General features: G+C 47.0%; 18 protein-coding genes, 1 tRNA gene and 1 other RNA gene. 18 read left to right on the top strand and 2 right to left on the bottom strand.

What is annotated here, in order from left to right; genetic code table 11:
• Positions 1–92: 92 nt before the first annotated feature.
• Positions 93–362: an HPr family phosphocarrier protein gene (locus HI950_RS33650; RefSeq protein WP_028609180.1), complete on the top strand. Its 270-nt coding sequence runs from the start codon at positions 93–95 to the stop codon at positions 360–362.
• A 159-nt stretch (positions 363–521) separates the two neighbouring features.
• Here HI950_RS33650 and clpP read toward each other — a convergent pair whose 3' ends face one another.
• A complete protein-coding gene (gene clpP / locus HI950_RS33645; protein ID WP_169091151.1) occupies positions 522–1,106 on the bottom strand; it encodes an ATP-dependent Clp endopeptidase proteolytic subunit ClpP in 585 nt (194 codons plus the stop codon).
• Between the two features lie 191 nt (positions 1,107–1,297).
• A tRNA-Arg gene (locus HI950_RS33640) sits at positions 1,298–1,372 on the bottom strand.
• Between the two features lie 241 nt (positions 1,373–1,613).
• Here HI950_RS33640 and HI950_RS33635 point away from each other — a divergent pair.
• The 17 genes from HI950_RS33635 to HI950_RS33555 form a co-directional block, all read left to right on the top strand.
• Positions 1,614–2,651, top strand: coding sequence for a sugar-binding transcriptional regulator (locus HI950_RS33635; protein WP_169091097.1), 1,038 nt, complete (start codon positions 1,614–1,616; stop codon positions 2,649–2,651).
• A 116-nt stretch (positions 2,652–2,767) separates the two neighbouring features.
• Complete coding sequence (gene gap, locus HI950_RS33630) at positions 2,768–3,772, top strand: type I glyceraldehyde-3-phosphate dehydrogenase (protein WP_053373234.1); 1,005 nt, start codon at positions 2,768–2,770, stop codon at positions 3,770–3,772.
• 174 nt (positions 3,773–3,946) lie between these two features.
• On the top strand, positions 3,947–5,131 hold the full coding sequence (locus HI950_RS33625; RefSeq protein ID WP_169091095.1) for a phosphoglycerate kinase: 1,185 nt from the start codon (positions 3,947–3,949) through the stop codon (positions 5,129–5,131).
• Between the two features lie 38 nt (positions 5,132–5,169).
• On the top strand, positions 5,170–5,928 hold the full coding sequence (tpiA, locus tag HI950_RS33620) for a triose-phosphate isomerase (RefSeq protein ID WP_169091093.1): 759 nt from the start codon (positions 5,170–5,172) through the stop codon (positions 5,926–5,928).
• Position 5,929: 1 nt separating this feature from the next.
• Complete coding sequence (gpmI, locus tag HI950_RS33615) at positions 5,930–7,468, top strand: 2,3-bisphosphoglycerate-independent phosphoglycerate mutase (RefSeq protein ID WP_169091091.1); 1,539 nt, start codon at positions 5,930–5,932, stop codon at positions 7,466–7,468.
• Positions 7,469–7,494: 26 nt separating this feature from the next.
• The gene (eno, locus tag HI950_RS33610) at positions 7,495–8,787 is read left to right on the top strand and encodes a phosphopyruvate hydratase (protein WP_169091090.1); all 1,293 of its coding nucleotides are present in this window, start codon (positions 7,495–7,497) and stop codon (positions 8,785–8,787) included.
• A 136-nt stretch (positions 8,788–8,923) separates the two neighbouring features.
• Positions 8,924–9,691 carry a sugar phosphate isomerase/epimerase family protein gene (locus tag HI950_RS33605; protein ID WP_169091088.1) on the top strand — a complete coding sequence of 256 codons (768 nt, stop codon included), beginning with the start codon at positions 8,924–8,926 and terminating at the stop codon, positions 9,689–9,691.
• A gap of 99 nt (positions 9,692–9,790) precedes the next feature.
• Positions 9,791–10,027, top strand: coding sequence for a preprotein translocase subunit SecG (gene secG / locus HI950_RS33600; protein WP_169091086.1), 237 nt, complete (start codon positions 9,791–9,793; stop codon positions 10,025–10,027).
• A 172-nt stretch (positions 10,028–10,199) separates the two neighbouring features.
• The gene (gene rnr / locus HI950_RS33595) at positions 10,200–13,127 is read left to right on the top strand and encodes a ribonuclease R (protein WP_169091084.1); all 2,928 of its coding nucleotides are present in this window, start codon (positions 10,200–10,202) and stop codon (positions 13,125–13,127) included.
• Between the two features lie 257 nt (positions 13,128–13,384).
• A complete protein-coding gene (locus HI950_RS33590; protein ID WP_028609190.1) occupies positions 13,385–13,585 on the top strand; it encodes a cold-shock protein in 201 nt (66 codons plus the stop codon).
• 306 nt (positions 13,586–13,891) lie between these two features.
• Positions 13,892–14,371: an SsrA-binding protein SmpB gene (smpB, locus tag HI950_RS33585; RefSeq protein WP_169091082.1), complete on the top strand. Its 480-nt coding sequence runs from the start codon at positions 13,892–13,894 to the stop codon at positions 14,369–14,371.
• A 263-nt stretch (positions 14,372–14,634) separates the two neighbouring features.
• Positions 14,635–15,000: a transfer-messenger RNA gene (ssrA, locus tag HI950_RS33580) on the top strand.
• 351 nt (positions 15,001–15,351) lie between these two features.
• Positions 15,352–15,990: a TetR/AcrR family transcriptional regulator gene (locus HI950_RS33575; RefSeq protein ID WP_169091080.1), complete on the top strand. Its 639-nt coding sequence runs from the start codon at positions 15,352–15,354 to the stop codon at positions 15,988–15,990.
• Positions 15,991–16,009: 19 nt separating this feature from the next.
• Complete coding sequence (locus tag HI950_RS33570; protein WP_169091078.1) at positions 16,010–16,759, top strand: (S)-benzoin forming benzil reductase; 750 nt, start codon at positions 16,010–16,012, stop codon at positions 16,757–16,759.
• Positions 16,760–17,093: 334 nt separating this feature from the next.
• Positions 17,094–18,074 (top strand): aldo/keto reductase, encoded by a 981-nt coding sequence (locus tag HI950_RS33565; RefSeq protein WP_169091076.1) that lies wholly within the window; start codon positions 17,094–17,096, stop codon positions 18,072–18,074.
• Between the two features lie 22 nt (positions 18,075–18,096).
• Entirely contained in the window at positions 18,097–18,498 is a 402-nt protein-coding gene (locus tag HI950_RS33560) for a MerR family transcriptional regulator (protein WP_223285664.1), read from the top strand.
• Between the two features lie 465 nt (positions 18,499–18,963).
• Positions 18,964–19,189, top strand: a 226-nt coding sequence (locus tag HI950_RS33555; protein WP_169091074.1) for a site-specific integrase, incomplete at its 3' end; no start/stop codon positions are given.

Here is a 19,189-nt window from a genome sequence, read left to right as displayed (position 1 = left end):
ACGAGCTTTTACAGCCAGAAGACGGCAAATCGAGCCGTTAACGCTTTTGCCGCATGCTAATGATTGAGTAAAATATAGGGGGTATGGTTTCCATGACAAGGCTTCCGGTTGTTGTTCGTCTTAAGACGGGACTACATGCAAGACCTGCAGCATTATTCGTACAAGAAGCGAACAAATTTTCCTCCGAAGTATTTGTAGAGAAAGACGACAAAAAAGTGAATGCGAAATCCATAATGGGAATTATGAGCTTAGCAATCAGTTCAGGCACTGAGGTATCCATTAGTGCAGAAGGTTCGGATGCAGAACAGGCTGTAAACGCTTTAGTCGCTTTGGTAAGCAAAGAAGAGTTGGAAAACCAATAAGAAAAAGGGAGAAGTCACGCAGGTTCGTTTCTTATGAGCTTGCGGCGACAGCTCTTTTTTTTGTATAAAAGGGTAAAGATTGTGATACAAAAGCAAAAAGAGCAGGTACGGAGTTTCCTCCGACCTGCTCTTTTGTTTATTCGCGTTGCTAATTTACAATTAGGCCAGCTTCTCGATTACTTTGTCGACCAAGCCGTACTCTTTGGCTTCAGCCGCGCTCATGAAGTAGTCGCGATCCGTATCCTTCTCGATACGCTCAAGCGACTGTCCGCTGCGCTCTGCCAAGATGCCGTTCAGCTTGTCGCGCATGCCGATGATGCGTTTCGCGCGAATGGCGATATCGCTAGCTTGACCCTCTGCGCCGCCAAGCGGCTGGTGAATCATCACTTCGCTATTCGGAAGCGCATAACGTTTGCCGATCGCGCCTGCTGTAAGCAGGAAGGCGCCCATGGAAGCGGCCATGCCGACACAAATAGTGGACACGTCCGGTTTAATGTACTGCATCGTATCGTAGATAGCCATGCCTGCCGTAATCGAGCCGCCCGGGCTGTTAATATAAAGAGAAATGTCCTTTTCAGGGTCGTCAGCTGCCAGGAATAGCAATTGAGCGATGATGGAGTTGGCCACCACGTCATTTACACCTGAACCTAGAAAAATAATACGGTCCTTCAATAGGCGAGAGTAAATATCATACGCACGCTCACCTCGATTGTTTTGCTCAATAACCATAGGAACGAAATTCATATCCAACGTAAGCCCCCTCCTCAAAAACAATGAATGGTTAAATCGTATTCTCATAATAACGGATGAAATGTCAAAAGTCAAAGATAGTCAAACAACTCTGTCCATCCAATAAAAAAACCGTTCCAGTGTATAGGAACGGTTAGTCTGTATCATTATAGGAGTTGCAAGCCTGAATGGCTGATTAGTTGTAATGGCGCGCCCGCAAGGAATCGAACCTAGATCTCAGCCTTCGGAGGGCTGCGTCATATCCATTGGACCACGGGCGCATATGCGTAAAATAGTCGCAAAAATGATTATATGATATTACAGATATTAAAGCAAGGGGCGTTCAAAAATTAAATTTGTGAAAAATGTGTCGGTAACCGTTTTCAAAAGGAAAACCGCTATTGCTTCCATCGTATATTTCCGATAAACTAAAGGTGGGACTTGAAATGATACCGCGGGACATTATAAGTCCAACGTGTTTGAACCGAATACGCTAGAGGCCGATGGAGTGAAGGATGAGAGATGCGTCAGATCGTTGAACTGCAGCAGCAGCTTGTGCCTGATCTGCTCGACGTCATGAAGAAACGGTATTCGATCCTGCATCAGGTGATGCTGTCGGATTTAATCGGACGTCGAACGTTGGCGTCGACATTATCAATGACGGAGCGCATGCTTCGTGCGGAGACCGATTTTCTGAAATCGCAGGGACTGCTCGAGATTCATTCGGGGGGCATGCGGATTAGCGATTCAGGAAAGCTTTTATTAGAACAGCTTGAGCCTTTCTACAAGACGATGTTCGGATTATCCGAGCTCGAGGAAACGATACGACATCATTACGGATTGACGCAGGTCGTCATTGTAGCCGGCGATTCCGAGACGTCCGCTCAGACGAAGCGAGAGCTTGGTCGTGCAGGAAGCCAGGTGCTTAACAAGGTTATGCAGCCACATGACGTTGTGGCGGTAACAGGCGGAACGACGATCGCGCAAGTAGCGAATCAATTGGTAAGCTCCTCGCAGCTAAAAACGAACTGGTTTGTACCGGCTAGAGGCGGCCTTGGAGAGAGCTTGGACTATCAGGCCAATACGATTGCTTCTATGATGGCAAAGCGTACAGGAGCGCAATACAGGCTTCTACACGTTCCTGATCATTTGGGCGAGGAAGCGTTCGCGTCCATCATGCAGGAGCCTAATATTAAGGAAATCGTCGATGTCATCCGCAGTGCTCGCATCGTTGTACATGGAATCGGAGATGCTATGGTCATGGCAAGGCGCAGGCGGCTTGACCGCGAGATCATCGATGCTATGGAGGCTGAAGATGTACTTGCAGAGTCGTTCGGGTTTTATTTTGACCGCAAAGGCGCTGTCGTGCACAAAATGCAGACAGTGGGGTTACGGCTCGAGGATATTGTGAACACTGAAGTTGTTATTGGCGTAGCCGGCGGCAAGAGCAAAGGCGAGGCAATAGCGGCGATTATGCGCTTTGGACACAACGATGTACTCGTTACAGATGAAGCGGCAGCATTGGAAATAATAGCTTTAATCGAGCAAGAGAAGGATTAAGCAGCAAGCAAGCCAGTGGAATCATGATGATTTGCAAGGTGCTATGCTCGCAAACCAGCAAAACATCTTGAAATATATTTTATTAATCTTTTAAAAACGCTTAGGAGGAAACAAAAATGGTTAAAGTTGGTATTAATGGTTTTGGTCGCATCGGCCGTAACGTATTCCGCGCAGCACTGAACAATCCTGATGTTCAAATCGTAGCAGTAAACGATCTTACGGATACTGCAACACTGGCACATCTTCTGAAATATGACACAACACACGGTCAACTTGACGGTACTGTTGAAGCAAAAGAAGGCGCGCTTATCGTTAACGGACGCGAAATCAAAGTTTTCGCAGAGCGTAACCCTGCAGACCTTCCTTGGGGATCCGTTGGCGTTGAAATCGTAGTTGAATCAACTGGTATTTTCACAGCTAAAGAAAAAGCTGAGCTTCACTTGCAAGGCGGCGCTAAAAAAGTTATCATTTCCGCTCCAGCAACGAACGAAGATATTACAGTAGTTATCGGCGTTAACGAAGATAAATACGACCCTGCGGCACACACCATTGTTTCCAACGCTTCATGTACAACTAACTGTCTTGCTCCTTTCGCAAAAGTATTGAACGACAAATTCGGAATCGTTAAAGGTATGATGACAACTATTCACTCATACACAAATGACCAATCCGTTCTTGACGTTCCTCATAAAGACCTGCGCCGCGCTCGTGCTGCTGCAGAAAACATCATTCCTTCTTCAACTGGCGCAGCGAAAGCTGTTTCACTCGTTCTTCCAGAGCTTAAAGGTAAATTGAACGGTATGGCTATGCGTGTTCCTACGCCTAACGTTTCCGTAACTGACCTTGTTGCTGAGCTTAAAGTTAACGTAACGGTTGAAGAAGTTAACGCTGCATTCAAAGAAGCTTCAGAAGGCGCTCTTAAAGGCATCATGAACTACAACGAATTGCCGCTTGTATCAAGCGACTACAACACTGATCCTGCTTCTTCCACAATCGATGGTCTTTCGACTATGGTTGTTGAAGGCAACATGGTTAAAGTTATTTCTTGGTACGACAACGAGTGGGGCTACTCGAACCGCGTAGTTGATCTTGCTGCTTACATTGCTAGCAAAGGTCTGTAAGCAAAGAAGGCGGACGGACCGTTGCTTTCGCGCATGCGGAGCACAAGGTCTTTGATTTGCGGCTTCTAGGAGTCGTGAATCATGGGGGCGTTTCTTCTTTGAAGGAACGCCCTTCTTTTTTTTGTGGTCCTATATCTATACCTTTCCATAACACAGATTCGGGAGGTTTCATTGATGAATAAGAAAAGTGTACGTGATGTAGCAGAGCTAGCTGGTAAACGGGTATTTGTTCGCGTTGATTTCAACGTGCCGCTTGAGGATGGTAAAATTACGGATGACAAACGGATTCGCGAGACGCTTCCTACGATTAACTTCCTTATTGAAAAAGGCGCTAAAGTCATTCTTGCAAGCCACCTTGGCCGTCCGAATGGTCAAGTAGTAGAAGAGCTTCGTCACACAGCTTCCGCAGTACGCTTGTCCGAGCTGCTTGGCAAGCAAGTAACGAAAGCAAACGAAGCAATCGGCGAAGCGGTAGAAGCACAAGTTGCAGCACTTAACAACGGAGATGTGCTTTTGCTTGAAAACGTGCGTTTCTACGAGGGCGAAGAGAAGAACGATCCGGAACTGGCAAAAGCATTCGCTAAGCTTGCTGATTTGTTCGTAAACGACGCATTTGGCGCTGCTCACCGCGCTCACGCTTCGACTGAAGGCATTGCGCACATTCTTCCGGCTGTATCTGGCCTGCTTATGGAAAGAGAGCTTGAGGTACTAGGCAAAGCGCTTAATAACCCTGAGCGTCCTTTCACGGCAATCGTTGGCGGTTCCAAAGTAAAAGACAAAATCGCGGTTATCGATAAAATGCTTGAAATTGCGGACAACGTAATCATCGGCGGCGGCTTGTCTTATACGTTCTTCAAAGCACAAGGACATGAAATCGGCAAATCGCTCGTTGACAACAGCAAGCTTGATTTGGCGCTTGAGTTCATGGAAAAAGCGAAGAAGCTCGGCAAAAACTTCTTGATCCCGGTTGATATCGTAGTTACGGACGATTTCAGCGCTAATGCGAACACGCAAATCGTTGACGTTGACAGCATCCCGGCTGAATGGGAAGGCATCGACATCGGACCGAAAACACGTGAGCTTTATGCGGATGTCATCAAAAACTCCAAATTGGTTGTATGGAACGGACCAATGGGCGTATTCGAAATCGAGCCATTCTCACACGGTACACAAGCGGTTGCCCGCGCATGCGCGGAAACAGCTGGCTACACCGTAATCGGCGGCGGCGATTCCGCTGCAGCAGCTGAGAAGTTTGGCCTTGCAGACAAAATGGATTTCATCTCGACAGGCGGCGGCGCTTCCCTAGAGTTTATGGAAGGCAAAGTGCTTCCAGGCGTTGTAGCTCTTAACGATAAATAATAGCTTTATCCCTATACAAAGAATGAGGAGGATTACGCATGAGCACTAGAACACCAATTATTGCTGGTAACTGGAAAATGTTCAAAACGGTATCCGAGGCTGTTACATTTTTCTCCGAAATTAAAGGCAAGGCTGAGGTTGACGGCGTAGAGAGCGTTATTTGCGCGCCATACACGACGCTTCCGGCGCTTGTTGAAGCAGCAAAAGGAACTTCGATCGCGATTGGAGCTCAAAACGTTCACTTCGAAGACAACGGCGCATTCACAGGAGAAATCAGCGGCGTTATGCTGAAGGATCTTGGCGTAAAATACGTCATTATCGGCCATTCCGAGCGTCGCGCTTATTTTGCGGAGTCGGATGAGATCGTGAACAAGAAAGTCCACGCTTCCTTCAAAAACGGCCTTCTGCCAATCGTCTGCGTAGGCGAGAAGCTTGAAGAGCGTGAAGCAGGACAAACGAAGGACGTATGCAAAGTGCAAACGGAAGCGGCTTTCCAAGGCGTATCTGCAGCACAAGCGGCTGATGTTGTTATCGCATATGAGCCAATCTGGGCAATCGGTACAGGCAAATCGTCAACTTCCGAGGATGCACAGGATGTTATCGGTTATATCCGCGGCGTGGTTGCAGATCTATATGATCAAGCTACTGCTGATGCTGTGCGCATTCAATACGGCGGCAGTGTTAAGCCAAACAATGTGGCTGAGTACTTGGGCCAAAAAGATATCGACGGCGCGCTTGTCGGCGGCGCTAGCCTAGAGCCAGCTTCGTATATCGCACTGGCCCGGGGGGCCAAGTAAGATGGCTGCTCCGAAACCTGTAGCGCTTATTATTCTTGATGGCTTCGGTTTACGCGATGATGTGACAGGCAATGCGGTCGCACAAGCAAACAAACCAAACTATGACCGTTACTGGTCAACATATCCGCATACGACACTGACGGCATCTGGCGAGGCTGTTGGCCTGCCGGAAGGTCAAATGGGCAACTCTGAGGTTGGCCACCTAAACATCGGCGCAGGACGCATCGTGTATCAGGATTTGACTCGTATCAGCAAGTCGATTCGTGATGGCGAATTTTACGAAAATGAAACAATTCTCGGCGCCGTTCGCCATGTGAAAACAAATAGCAAGAAGCTTCACCTGTACGGCCTGCTGTCAGACGGCGGCGTGCACAGCCACATCGAGCATTTGTTCGCTTTGCTTGACCTAGCGAAGAAGGAAGAGCTCAAGGAAGTGTACATTCATGCTTTCCTAGACGGCCGCGACGTGTCTCCGGACAGTGCGAAAGGTTACCTAGAGCGTCTACAGGCGAAAATTGAAGAGGTTGGCGTAGGCCGCATTGCAACGGTACAAGGACGTTACTATGCGATGGACCGCGACAAGCGCTGGGAGCGTACAGAGAAGTCCTACCGCGCTATGGTATACGGCGAAGGCCCTCAATATTTCGATCCGATTCAAGCAGTAGTTGAATCCTACGAGAAATCGGTTTATGATGAATTCGTTATGCCAACGGTTATTGTTGACGGAGCAAACAAGCCAGTAGGTCTTGTTGAATCCGAGGATGCCGTTATTTTCTTCAACTTCCGTCCTGACCGTGCGATTCAATTGTCGCAAGTGTTCACGAATGAGGATTTCCGCGGTTTTGACCGTGGCGAGAACCATCCGGTTAATCTGTATTTCGTCTGCTTGACGCTATTCAGTGAAACCGTTGGCGGATTCGTGGCGTATTCACCAAAGAACCTTGATAATACGCTTGGCGAAGTGCTCGTGCAAAACAATAAGACACAGCTGCGTACAGCAGAAACCGAGAAGTATCCGCATGTAACGTTTTTCTTTAGCGGCGGACGCGATCATGAGCTTCCTGGCGAAACTCGCGTGCTTATCAATTCCCCTAAGGTCGCAACTTATGATCTGAAGCCGGAAATGAGCGCGTATGAGCTTGCCGAGTCGACCGTTCGCGAGATTGAATCAGACAAGCATGATGCAATCATTCTAAACTTCGCTAACCCGGATATGGTTGGGCACTCCGGTATGCTGGAGCCAACGATCAAAGCGGTTGAAGCGACGGATGAGTGCCTTGGCAAAGTCGTTGAAGCAGTGCTCGCCAAAGGCGGCGTTTGCATCATCACAGCTGACCATGGCAATGCTGACATGGTATTCGATGAGAATGGCCGTCCGTTTACGGCACATACGACGAATCCGGTTCCGCTTATCGTAACGAAAGCAGGAGAAACGCTTCGCGAAGGCGGCATCCTTGCTGATATCGCGCCGACGCTTCTTGATTTGCTTGAGCTGGCTAAACCGGAAGAAATGACTGGCGTTACTCTTATTAACAAATAAAAACTTTTAAAGGAGTGTTTTCTCTCATGTCAATTATCGTTGATGTATACGCACGCGAAGTGCTTGATTCCCGCGGGAATCCAACTGTTGAAGTAGAAGTTTCTCTTGAGTCGGGCGGCAAAGGCCGTGCAATCGTTCCATCCGGCGCTTCCACTGGCGCTTACGAGGCTGTTGAGCTTCGTGACGGCGACAAATCCCGTTACCTTGGTAAAGGCGTTTTGAAAGCAGTTGAAAATGTTAACACCGAAATCGCTCCTGAGATCATCGGCCTAGATGCTCTTGATCAAGTAGCAATCGACCGCAAAATGATCGAGCTTGACGGTACACCTAACAAAGCTAAGCTTGGCGCTAACGCGATTCTAGCTGTATCGATGGCAGTAGCTCGCGCAGCTGCTGACGCGCTTGATGTACCTCTTTATACTTACCTAGGCGGATTCAACGCTAAGACGCTTCCAGTTCCAATGATGAACATCATCAACGGCGGCGAGCACGCTGACAACAACATCGACGTTCAAGAATTTATGGTTCTTCCTGTCGGTGCTGAAAGCTTCAAAGAAGCGCTTCGTATCGGCGCTGAAATCTTCCACAACCTAAAAGCTGTATTGCATGACAAAAACCTTAACACAGCTGTAGGCGACGAAGGCGGCTTTGCTCCTAACCTTGGTTCCAACGAAGAAGCAATCACAACAATCATCTCCGCTATCGAGCGCGCAGGCTACAAGCCAGGCGTTGACGTATTCCTCGGTATGGACGTTGCTTCAACTGAATTTTTCAAAGACGGCAAATACGTGCTTGCAGGCGAAGGCAAATCGTTCACACCTGCTGAGTTCGTTGACCTTCTTGCTTCATGGGCTGACAAATACCCAATCCTTACAATCGAAGACGGCTGTTCCGAAGACGATTGGGATGGTTGGAAATTGCTTACTGAGAAGCTTGGCGGCAAAGTACAACTCGTTGGTGACGATCTGTTCGTAACGAACACAGAGCGTCTATCCGATGGTATCGACAAAGGTGTAGGCAACTCGATCCTGGTTAAAGTTAACCAAATCGGTACGCTTACTGAAACGTTTGACGCAATCGAAATGGCTAAGCGCGCTGGTTACACAGCAGTTATCTCTCACCGTTCAGGCGAGAGCGAAGACAGCACAATTGCTGACATCGCAGTAGCTACAAACGCTGGTCAAATCAAAACAGGCGCACCGTCCCGTACGGACCGCGTTGCGAAATACAACCAATTGCTTCGCATTGAAGACCAACTTGGTTCAACTGCTCAATACGCAGGCAAAAAAGCGTTCTACAACTTGAAAAACTTCAAATAAGGCGCTTTTAGCGGCTTATCGAGAAGGGTGTGTCCCATTAGGGCACACCCTTCTTTTTTTTACAGGGATAGATCGCTGCCGCTCGTCGGACATTAACAGAAAGCAAAGCATTAAAAGCGATTAGGCGGTGTCTTGCGTGGCGAAACCGGTAATAGGCATTTCGATGTACTCGCTTAGAGATCAGACGGAGATTGATTTTTTGGGGACGCTTGAAAAAGTGGCAGAGCTTGGTTATAAGGCTGTGGAGTTTGTAGGCTATTTTAAAACGCCGGCTATTGAGGTGAAGAGTAAGATGGGCGAGCTCGGTCTTATCGCATGCTCTGCCCATGTGCCTCTTAACTATAGCGATTCAAAGCATATGGAATCCGATTTTGCGGGTCAGATCGAATTTGCGAAGGAAATTGGCATCCCTTATGTCGTTACACCGTGGGCACCACTTCCAGAGAAGCCGTCGATGGATGATGTGCTGCATCTGGTCGATGTTTTTACGAAGTGCGGCGAGCAAGTAAAGGCCTCGGGCATGCAGTATGTTTACCATACGCATGATTTTGAGTTTAAGCTGGTTGATAAAATGCCTATAATCGATCATATACTGGCACGGGTATCGCCTGATCTTATGAAGGTGCAATTCAATTTGGGCTGGATGCATATGGCTGGCTATAAGCCAGCTGATTATTTAAAAAAATATAAAGGCCGCGTCCCCTTGGTGCATATGAAGGACTTTTTCAAAGGCCGCAAGGATGCGGAAATTGGCAAGGGCGAGGTTGGTTTTGATCGGCTTATGGAAGAATTCGAGCCAGCGGGAGTAGCATTCCTGATTGTGGAGCAAGAGCAGTTCAATGTGAGCTCGCTGAAGAGCGCAGCAAATAACTATCAATATTTAAAGTCATTCGGGTTTGCATAATTATTGGTATGTACAGGTCGTCCTATTGTAATTAGTGCCCAGCTATGGTACACTCAGACTACGTGTTTTTACGGAGCTCCTATGCTGGAGGTGGAATAAATGGAAATCTTATTGAAGATCGTGCTCGTTATATTTTCTGTCGGCCTGATTGCTGTTGTTTTGTTGCAAAAAGGTAAGAGTGCAGGCTTGTCCGGAGCAATTACGGGCGGCGCTGAGCACCTGTTCGGCAAACAGAAAGCGCGCGGTTTGGATTTGTTCTTGCAGCGTTTAACAGTTGTTTTAGCAATCGGCTTCTTCATATTGGCGCTTGTTGTCTCTTACTTCGTAAAACAATAATCGATACACACACGCAGAAAGCGAGGATAATCCTCGCTTTTTTTGTATTTTCATCATAATCGCGGATGCGCGACTGACATTTCGTGTATACTACATGGTATATGATAATCTATCAACCTGTTGCAAAAGACAATCGTGTACGATCACAGGTTTATGAGGAGAAAAAACAATAATGGCCAACTACGAGCAGCAACTGCTTGATTTTATGAGAGAAACGGCTTATAAGCCGATGACATACCAAGAGCTGGAAAAGCATTTTGGTATTGAAGGTGCAGCGGAGTTTAAGGAGTTCCTTAAACTGTTGAATAAGCTGGAGGATGAGGGCAAGATCATTCGTACGCCTAATGATCATTACGGTGTGCCGGAACGAATGAACCTGCTTCGCGGCAAGCTGCAATCACATGCGAAGGGCTTCGGCTTTTTAATTCCGGATGAGAAGGAGCATGGCGACGTTTATCTGCATGCCAATGATCTGAAGAGCGCGATGAATGGCGATATTATTCTCGTTCGCGTCACTACCAGAAGCGAGCATGGCGGACGCATGGAGGGCGAGGTCGTCCGAATTGTGGAGCGCGCCGTTACGCAAATCGTCGGAACGTTCGAGGACCATGATGTATATGCCTTTGTCGTGCCGGATGACAAACGGATTAACCGTGATATTTTTATTCCAAAGGGTGGCTACCAAGGTGCGGTATCCGGCCAGAAGGTAGTCGTTAAAATTGTTTCGTATCCAGAGGGCCGTAATGCGGCTGAAGGGGAAATTGTCGAAATTTTGGGACATAAGAATGACCCTGGTGTCGATATCCTGTCGATTATTCGCAAGCATCAGCTGCCAGAGGGCTTTCCGGATGAAGTAATGGCTGAAGCTGAAGCAGCGCCGGATTCGATTACGGATGAAGAGATTGTGCAGCAGGGCAGACGTGACCTTCGGGGCGAGGTTATCGTAACGATTGACGGCGAGGATGCCAAGGATCTGGATGATGCGGTTCATGTGAAGCGTCTGGAGAACGGCAATTATTTGCTCGGCGTACATATCGCGGACGTCGGCTACTACGTTAAGGAAAATTCCGAGCTCGACCAAGAAGCATACAGAAGAGGCTGCAGCGTTTATTTGGTTGACCGTGTAATACCGATGCTGCCGCATCGTTTGTCGAATGGCATCTGCTCGCTCAATCCGCAGGTCGATCGCCTAACGCTCTCTTGCGAGATGGAATTTGATGCGGATACGCTAAGACGTGTACGACATGATGTGTTTACGAGCGTGATTCGTACGAAAGAGCGAATGACCTATACGAATGTGAAGAAAATTTTGACGGCAACGGAAGAGGAGCCGCAAACCGAGCTTAAAGAGCGTTATGCAGATCTGCTCGGCATGTTTGGGCTCATGGAAGATCTCGCGATGCGTTTGCGAGGCAAGCGCATGAAGCGCGGCGCGATTGACTTCGACTTTCAGGAATCGAAGGTTATCGTTGACGAGAACGGCAAGGCAATTGATATCATAAAACGCGAGCGCTCGGTGGCGGAGCAAATTATCGAGGAATTTATGCTTGTGGCGAATGAGACGGTTGCCGAGCATTTTCACTGGCTGCGCGTACCTTTTCTTTACCGTATCCATGAAGACCCGAATCAGGAGAAGCTGCTTAATTTCGTACAGTTTGCGGCTAACTTCGGCTATACGGTAAAGGGCAAGGGCAATTCGGTTCATCCGAAGGCGCTACAGACGCTGCTTGAGGAAATACGCGGCACGAAGGAAGCGACCGTTATTTCAACCGTTATGCTTCGTTCGATGAAGCAGGCTAAATACGATGCGGAGAGTTTAGGGCATTTCGGCCTAGCGGCTGAGTTCTATTCGCACTTTACGTCGCCGATCCGTCGTTATCCCGATTTAGTTATCCACCGCGTGATCCGCGAGGTGCTGGATGGCGGAGGAATGCTTAAGGAAGCTCGTCATGAGGCGTTAACAGCGCGTATGCCGGAAATCGCCACGCATTCATCGGAGCGTGAGCGGGTGGCGGTTGATGCGGAGCGCGATACGGAGCAGCTGAAAAAATGCGAATTCATGCTCGATAAGGTTGGCGAGGAATTCGAAGGCATCATTAGCAGCGTAACGAGCTTCGGCATGTTCATCGAGCTGGAGAACTCGGTTGAAGGCTTGATTCGCTTAAGCGACATGTCGGATGATTACTATAACTTCCACGAGCAGCATATGATCTTGGTCGGCGAGCGTACCTCTAAAGTGTATCGGATTGGCGATGAAGTGAAAATCCGCGTGACTCGTGTCAGCATGACGGAGCATACGATTGACTTTGAGCTTGTGGATATGAAGCCGCGCAGCGGCTTTAAAGGCGTACCCGGAGCTGGCTTTGGCAGCAATGATCGCGGAGGCAAGAGACGCGGGGGCCCAAGCGATCGTGGTGATTCTCGTGGCGGCGAACGCGGAAAAGGCGGAGCAGCCACAGGAGGACGCGGCGGAAAAGGAGAGCGTACTGCAGGTGCGGGAGGCAAGGACCGTGGTGGGAATAGCCAAGGAGCAGCAAGCGGAGGCAGTCGCGGCGGAAAGGGCCGGGGCGGCAAAAGCGGAGGCGGCCGAGGTGGATTTGGCGGCGGCGTAGACCGCAGCGTGGTCGGCATTGTCGAGCAGGCGAACCCTTGGCGGCTCGATGCTCCTGACAGCGGGCGCGGCGGAAGCAAGCGGCGCGGCCGGGGCGGCGCAGGCGGAGCCGGCGCTGACGTGAACGACGGCGGGGCTTCGCCGGCGGAGCGTGGGCCGGGGCAAGAGGCGAATATGTCGCCGGGCCAAGGCAGTGAGCAGCCGCGCGGAAGCGGACGCGGTGCGCGCACGGATATGTGGGGCTTGCCCATCCGCGGAGGCGGCGGGCAAGGCGGCAATGGACGTGGAGCCGAGAAGCGGCGGAGCGAGGATGGTGGCGCGAGGCGGAAGAATGCGGCGCCGAGCGGTGTGTTTAGCGGCGGCGACCGGAAGGCGGAATCGCCAAGCGTAGAAGCCAGTGAAAGCGGCGGTCAAGGCAAGAGCAAGCGGAAAAAGAAAAGCGGAGGCGGGAACGCTACAGCGGCTTTTGTACGCAAAAAACGTAAATAAATAGGGGTCGGCGACTTCCGTTCTATGGAATAATTGGAAGTCGCCGAGTTCTGGATGATAAGGGAAAAGATATTTAAGCTCGTCACTTGCTTTTTAATTCTGGGTATAGTACACTCAAATCAATCGATAATATGAACCTGAATTCACATATTGAAAAGGGTGTCATTATAGTCATGAAACCCTTTCCAATGTGTGAATTTTTTGTTTAAAGACAAACCAGGCGCATATTAATATTATTTTTTTGGAGGTTTTTACACATGCAACAAGGTACAGTTAAATGGTTTAACGCAGAAAAAGGTTTCGGCTTTATCGAAGTTGAAGGCGGCAACGATGTATTCGTACACTTCTCCGCAATCACTGGCGAAGGCTTCAAAACTCTTGAAGAAGGACAACGCGTAGAATTTAACGTTGTTCAAGGCAACCGTGGACCACAAGCAGAAAACGTTGTAAAGCTGTAGTAGCTTAAGAACGTTGATAAAACCGCCTTTGACCTTCTGGGTTGAGGGCGGTTTTTTTTGTTTCTTAATTAGTTTGTGCCATTATTTAGTTATAGCATGTCCTTTAAGTTGCTTGAGTAATCGCTAATCGCTCATTTGATTAGCGGTCTGAGCTATTATACAGGGGAAGGATCATTCCGTTCCTGTCTGGTACATCTAGTGAGGCACGCAGCAGCTACAGCCTTGATTTCCGCTTCAGAAGTTGTTACAATGAACACCAGTATATGTGAACAAATATTTTAGCTTAATAAATTCGAGGTGACTAGCATGGGTAAGAAAAGTGACGGCAAGCAGCTCGCCCAGAACAAGAAGGCTTCCCATGACTATTTCATTGAGGAAACGTTCGAAGCAGGCATGGTGCTGCTGGGTACTGAAATTAAATCGCTGCGCAATGGTCGAGCAAACATAAGCGATGCGTTTGCGACGATTCGTAACGGAGAAATGTTCATACACAACATGCATATCAGTCCGTTCGAGCAAGGGAATATTCATAATCCTACTGATCCAACACGTGCTCGTAAGCTGTTGATGCACAAAGCTCAAATTCATAAGCTGTTTGGCTTGTCCAAGCAAGAAGGCTATGCAATTGTGCCCTTGAAGATTTATGTGCGCAATGGATATGCGAAGCTGTTGATTGGACTTGGTAAAGGTAAGAAGCAATATGATAAGCGTGATACGGCTGCTAAGCGTGATGCTCAGCGCGATATCCAGCGTGTCCTACGCGAGAAGCAGAAGGTTGCACGTTAAGCTGAAATATTGCCATGGAAGATAGCACCCAATGCTGCCAATAACATTTGTGCACAGAAGCTATCCATTCGTGTTATACTAAAGCAGTAGCAAAGGCAATACAAATAAAGCAAGTGCATTCGTGCTAAACAATCGGACAGCCAACCAGATGTTAAATTTGACGGTTGCTGATCCTTAATCCTAAAGCTTCAATCGAGCTAAACATTAGTGCAGAGCGTCACTCTTAAGGGTGTTGATCAGCAGCTAATTGTTTATGCAAAATTGGGGGCGTTTATGGATTCGACGGGGATTGTACGAGCGCGGGTTGCGGGTAGCAGGGAGTCGTCTGCTTCATCAACGCTAAAGCCTATTAAACGGCAAACAACAAACAAACTACGCTTTCGCAGCCTAAGAAACTGTGTGCGTGCTTCTACCCAGCATCGTCCATGTGACTGGAATAGGGGCTAACAAGTAGTGGAATACGCTGTCTCATCTCCGCCTGCGGTGAGCTGAAGAAGACAATCAGGCTGACCTTGGAAGAAGCCGGTTACGGGGCGTCCTCCTGGGTGACATCAAAACTGTGACTACACCCGTAGAAGCCTGTGTGGCGTGATCTTCGGACAGGGGTTCAAATCCCCTCGCCTCCACCAATACCATGAAAAACCCGACCTCGTGAGGTCGGGTTTTTGATTTCTTATTCATGTTAAGGCACTTCTTTTGTTAAGCTAACGGGGAACGATAGTTCAATAAAAACATGGAAGCAGCCGACCACAATGATCGGCTGCTTCATTACGCTAACGGGCAGGTTAGTTCCAATATGTGTTGGAAACCGTTTCTATCCTATGATACTTTCTTGAAAAAAGGCAAAAATAGCCCCCCCCCCTTTCCCTTATCATCCGAAAAAAGATATGTCTTTATATAAGTTCTGATAGTAAGTGCAAACAATATTTTTTAACGACCGTTCGTTAAATTATTGACCTACATTGGTTTCTGCAAGTATAATGCTTCTTATAGGCTTGGAATGGAGGAGATGTCTTATTAAAAAAAAAGAAATTACATCAACACATCTTATCGAAATGTCTTTTGAGCTGTTTGCCGAGCATGGCTTAGAGAAAGTCAGCTTAGGGATGATTGCAAAAAAAGCAGAGATGACCAAATCGTCCATCTACTATCATTTTGCAACAAAAGAGGAATTGATTAGCGCAACCTTTGATCATATGTTCAAGGAGCATCAATTTTCTACCTATTTTCAAATCCATCTTGCCACGAAAGACAATTATGTAGAATTTCTGTTCCAAGGCGGGTTAAACATGCTGCCTAAGCAAGATTCGAACCATCGTGCCTCTCTTCGTGTATTAAACGAATTTATGACACTTGCAGAGCGCGACGAACAGTACAGACAGAGAATTATGAACATTCAGAGTGATTTTATTAACGGATTCCGCCAACTGGTGTCGTTGGGAGCGGAGTGGGGTATTGTCCCATCAGATCACGTAGAAGATAAAGCAACCTTACTAGCCCTTACAATTGATCAGTTGTCAAGATGCATGATGCTTAAGTTCGAACTAGACTATCCTTCCATATGGAAAGAAGCCGTTAACAGCTTTCTTTATCTTGACAAGCAAACCAATTCATTTTAATTGTAATGGAGGAACTACGATGAAGGCATATATAATTACAGGCACTTCGAGGGGCATTGGAGAAGCCCTAGCGGAGCAATTGCTCATGTCTGAAAATAGCGTATATTGTATTTCTAGAAGTGTAAATGACAAGCTGGAAGAATTAGGTGCCACACGGGGAGCCAAGCTGAGTTATTACACTTACGACTTGAACGAGCTAACCGGCATTGACCATTTAATGAAAAAAATTGTAGGTTCCATTAAACTGGAGGAAGATCTGGAGGCCATCTATTTGATCAACAATGCAGGGATGCTGTCTCCCGTCATGCCTATTGAACAATGTGATACGGAGCTAATTATCCAGAATGTAACGATTAACTTGCTTGCTCCAATGATACTTACTTCACGCTTTATCGAGATGACAAAGGAGCTAGCCGTGGACAAAAGGGTTATGAATGTGTCCTCTGGTTCTGCTAAGTTTTTGCTACCCGCCCAGAGTTGTTACAGCACCGCAAAAGCTGGAATTGATTCGTTCTCTAAAAGCGTTCATCTTGAACAGCAACATGCACTCAATTCCGTTAAAATTGCGTCCGTATATCCCGGAATGATTGATACTCATATGCAAGCCGAAATACGTTCCACAAGTAAGGAAAATTTCCCGTATGTCGACCAATTTATCAAGATGGCGCAGGACGGATTACTTCAGACTCCTGAAAATACAGCTACAAAACTGCTGGAGCTACTATTGAGTGAACATTACGGGCAATCACCGTTGGTTGAACAATTGTAATACCCCACGATTAGTATCATGTACTATGAAAAGGTTTCAAGACAAACTTAATTTTAGCCATCACTAGCTAAAAGCAACAGAGGCTTATCATATGGCACCAAACAAGCCCTCTTTGTAAACCATTATATAAAGTCTCCGTCGTTAAATTTTGCTTTCCATGAGACCAAAAATTGATTCAGCTAACGGGGAACGATAGTTCAAATGACGAAGGGCTGCCACGTGGCAGCCCTTCGCTCAACAAACTGGCATGATAGCTTGACTTGGAGTTAACTCCAAGAAGTAAACTAAATTTAAAGGAAACAATGTAACTGTTAGAAAGCGAGGAATCAATCAAATGGAATATGTGAAACTGGGGAATACCGGTTTGGATGTGTCCCGCCTTTGTCTTGGCTGCATGGGTTTTGGTATAGCAGAGCGTTCGTTTCATCAATGGGTACTTGATGAAGAGGGCAGCCGTCCAATTATTAAAAAAGCACTGGAGCTTGGAATCAATTTTTTTGATACGGCGAACGTATATGCTGATGGAACAAGTGAGGAGATTCTTGGAAACGCACTCAAGGATTATGCCAAACGAGATGAAATTGTCCTCGCGACAAAAGTTAATGGCCGCATGCATGAAGGTCCCAATGGCGCCGGACTGTCTCGAAAGGCAATTATGAGTGAGATTGATAAAAGCCTAAAGCGTTTGGGAACAGATTATGTGGATCTGTACCAGATACACCGTTGGGATTACGATACACCAATCGAAGAGACAATGGAAGCCTTGCATGATGTAGTGAAGGCAGGGAAGGCAAGATACATAGGTGCTTCAGCTATGTACGCATGGCAGTTTTCGAAGGCCCTGCACGTAGCTGGGAAAAATGGATGGACCAGGTTTGTGTCGATGCAGAACCATTACAACCTCATCTACCGTGAAGAAGAAAGAGAGATGCTTCCGCTTTGTAAGGATGAAAAAATAGGTGTGATTCCATATAGCCCGCTTGCGGGAGGAAGATTGACAAGAGATCCGCAGGAAAAAACAAATCGTTCCGAAAGCGATCAAATTGCTAAACAGAAATATGATGCGACTGCAGATACCGATCGATTGATCATCGATCAGGTCGCGGCTATCGCAGAAAAACATGGCGTTACACGTGCCCAAATCGCAATTGCCTGGTTGCTGCAAAAAGAACCCGTCACAGCTCCCATTATCGGCGCTACGAAAATATTGCATCTCGAGGATGCGGTAGCTGCTCTTTCGATTAGCCTGACACCTGAAGAAATTGTATCGTTGGAAGAACCGTATGTACCTCATCGTATAGTTGGTCATCAGTAATGAGTAATAGCAGGTGCCCTCAATGATGACAATCGCAAAAGTAAGCGAAAAATTTAATCTTTCACAGGATACACTCCGCTATTATGAACGCATCGGACTTATTCCGCGTGTGAATCGTAATAAGAGTGGAATCAGGAATTATACGGAGGAAGATTGCAGATGGGTTGAACATGTAAAATGTATGCGAGGAACAGGTCTTCCAGTTGAATTGTTGATTGAATATGTTAGTCTTTATCAACAGGGTGATGAAACCATCGAAGAGAGAAAAGAACTGCTATTCGAGCAGCGTAAACAACTCATGATTAAATTGGAAGAGATGAAGAAAGTACTGGGACGTATGGATGATAAAATTGCAACATATGAACAGACAATACTTGAAAAAGAAAAAAAACTTAACAGATCATTGTATGTTCCATTGAACTAACGGGATACGATAGTTGAATAACAAACATTAATGAGCAGGCGCTGCGGCGGCCTGCTCATTGTATTAAGATAACGGGCAGGATAGTTCCAATACGTGGTAATATTTAGGTTAAGATTTATTTGTCGGAGGTGCAGTTTGAAAATAAAGATTGTGAGGAATGAAAGGCAAATCATTATTGATGATTACTTTTGTATCGGCGGGGCCCCCGAACCAAATAAATATTGTGATACATGTAACAACGGGCTTTACTACTATGATAGGTATGATGCTACCTTCTGTGCGCATTGTAATGTATGGGTTACCCCAAATTGCGAAAAAGAGGACTGTTTTTACTGCAATACTAGACCTAGCACTCCGCTTGAAATTAAAACGTTAGATTAATCATTAAGCTAACGGGAAACAATCGGTCTAAAACCTTCTATTAGAAGCAAACTAGAATTAATTGCTCTAATAGGAGGTTTTATTATGAATTTAAGCGAACTTTGGCGTCATTATGAGGCGGACAAGCGAATCCAAGGGTTTAGTCCAAACACATTAAAAGCTTATGCCCTGCAGCTTAATATGCTGGTTACGAATTTCGGAGATTTAGATATTTCTGAAATAACTCTGAATCAGCTTAAGGAATACCTAGCTAAGCATTCTGATCGATTGAAGCCAAGTAGTCTTGGGCACCGCATCCGTTTTGTACGTT

Origin of the sequence: Paenibacillus sp. PL91 (assembly GCF_012935325.2) — a bacterium.
Taxonomy (GTDB): Bacteria; Bacillota; Bacilli; order Paenibacillales; family Paenibacillaceae; genus Pristimantibacillus.
Note: the sequence above shows the minus strand (reverse complement) of the source record. Positions and strands in the feature narration are given on the sequence as shown.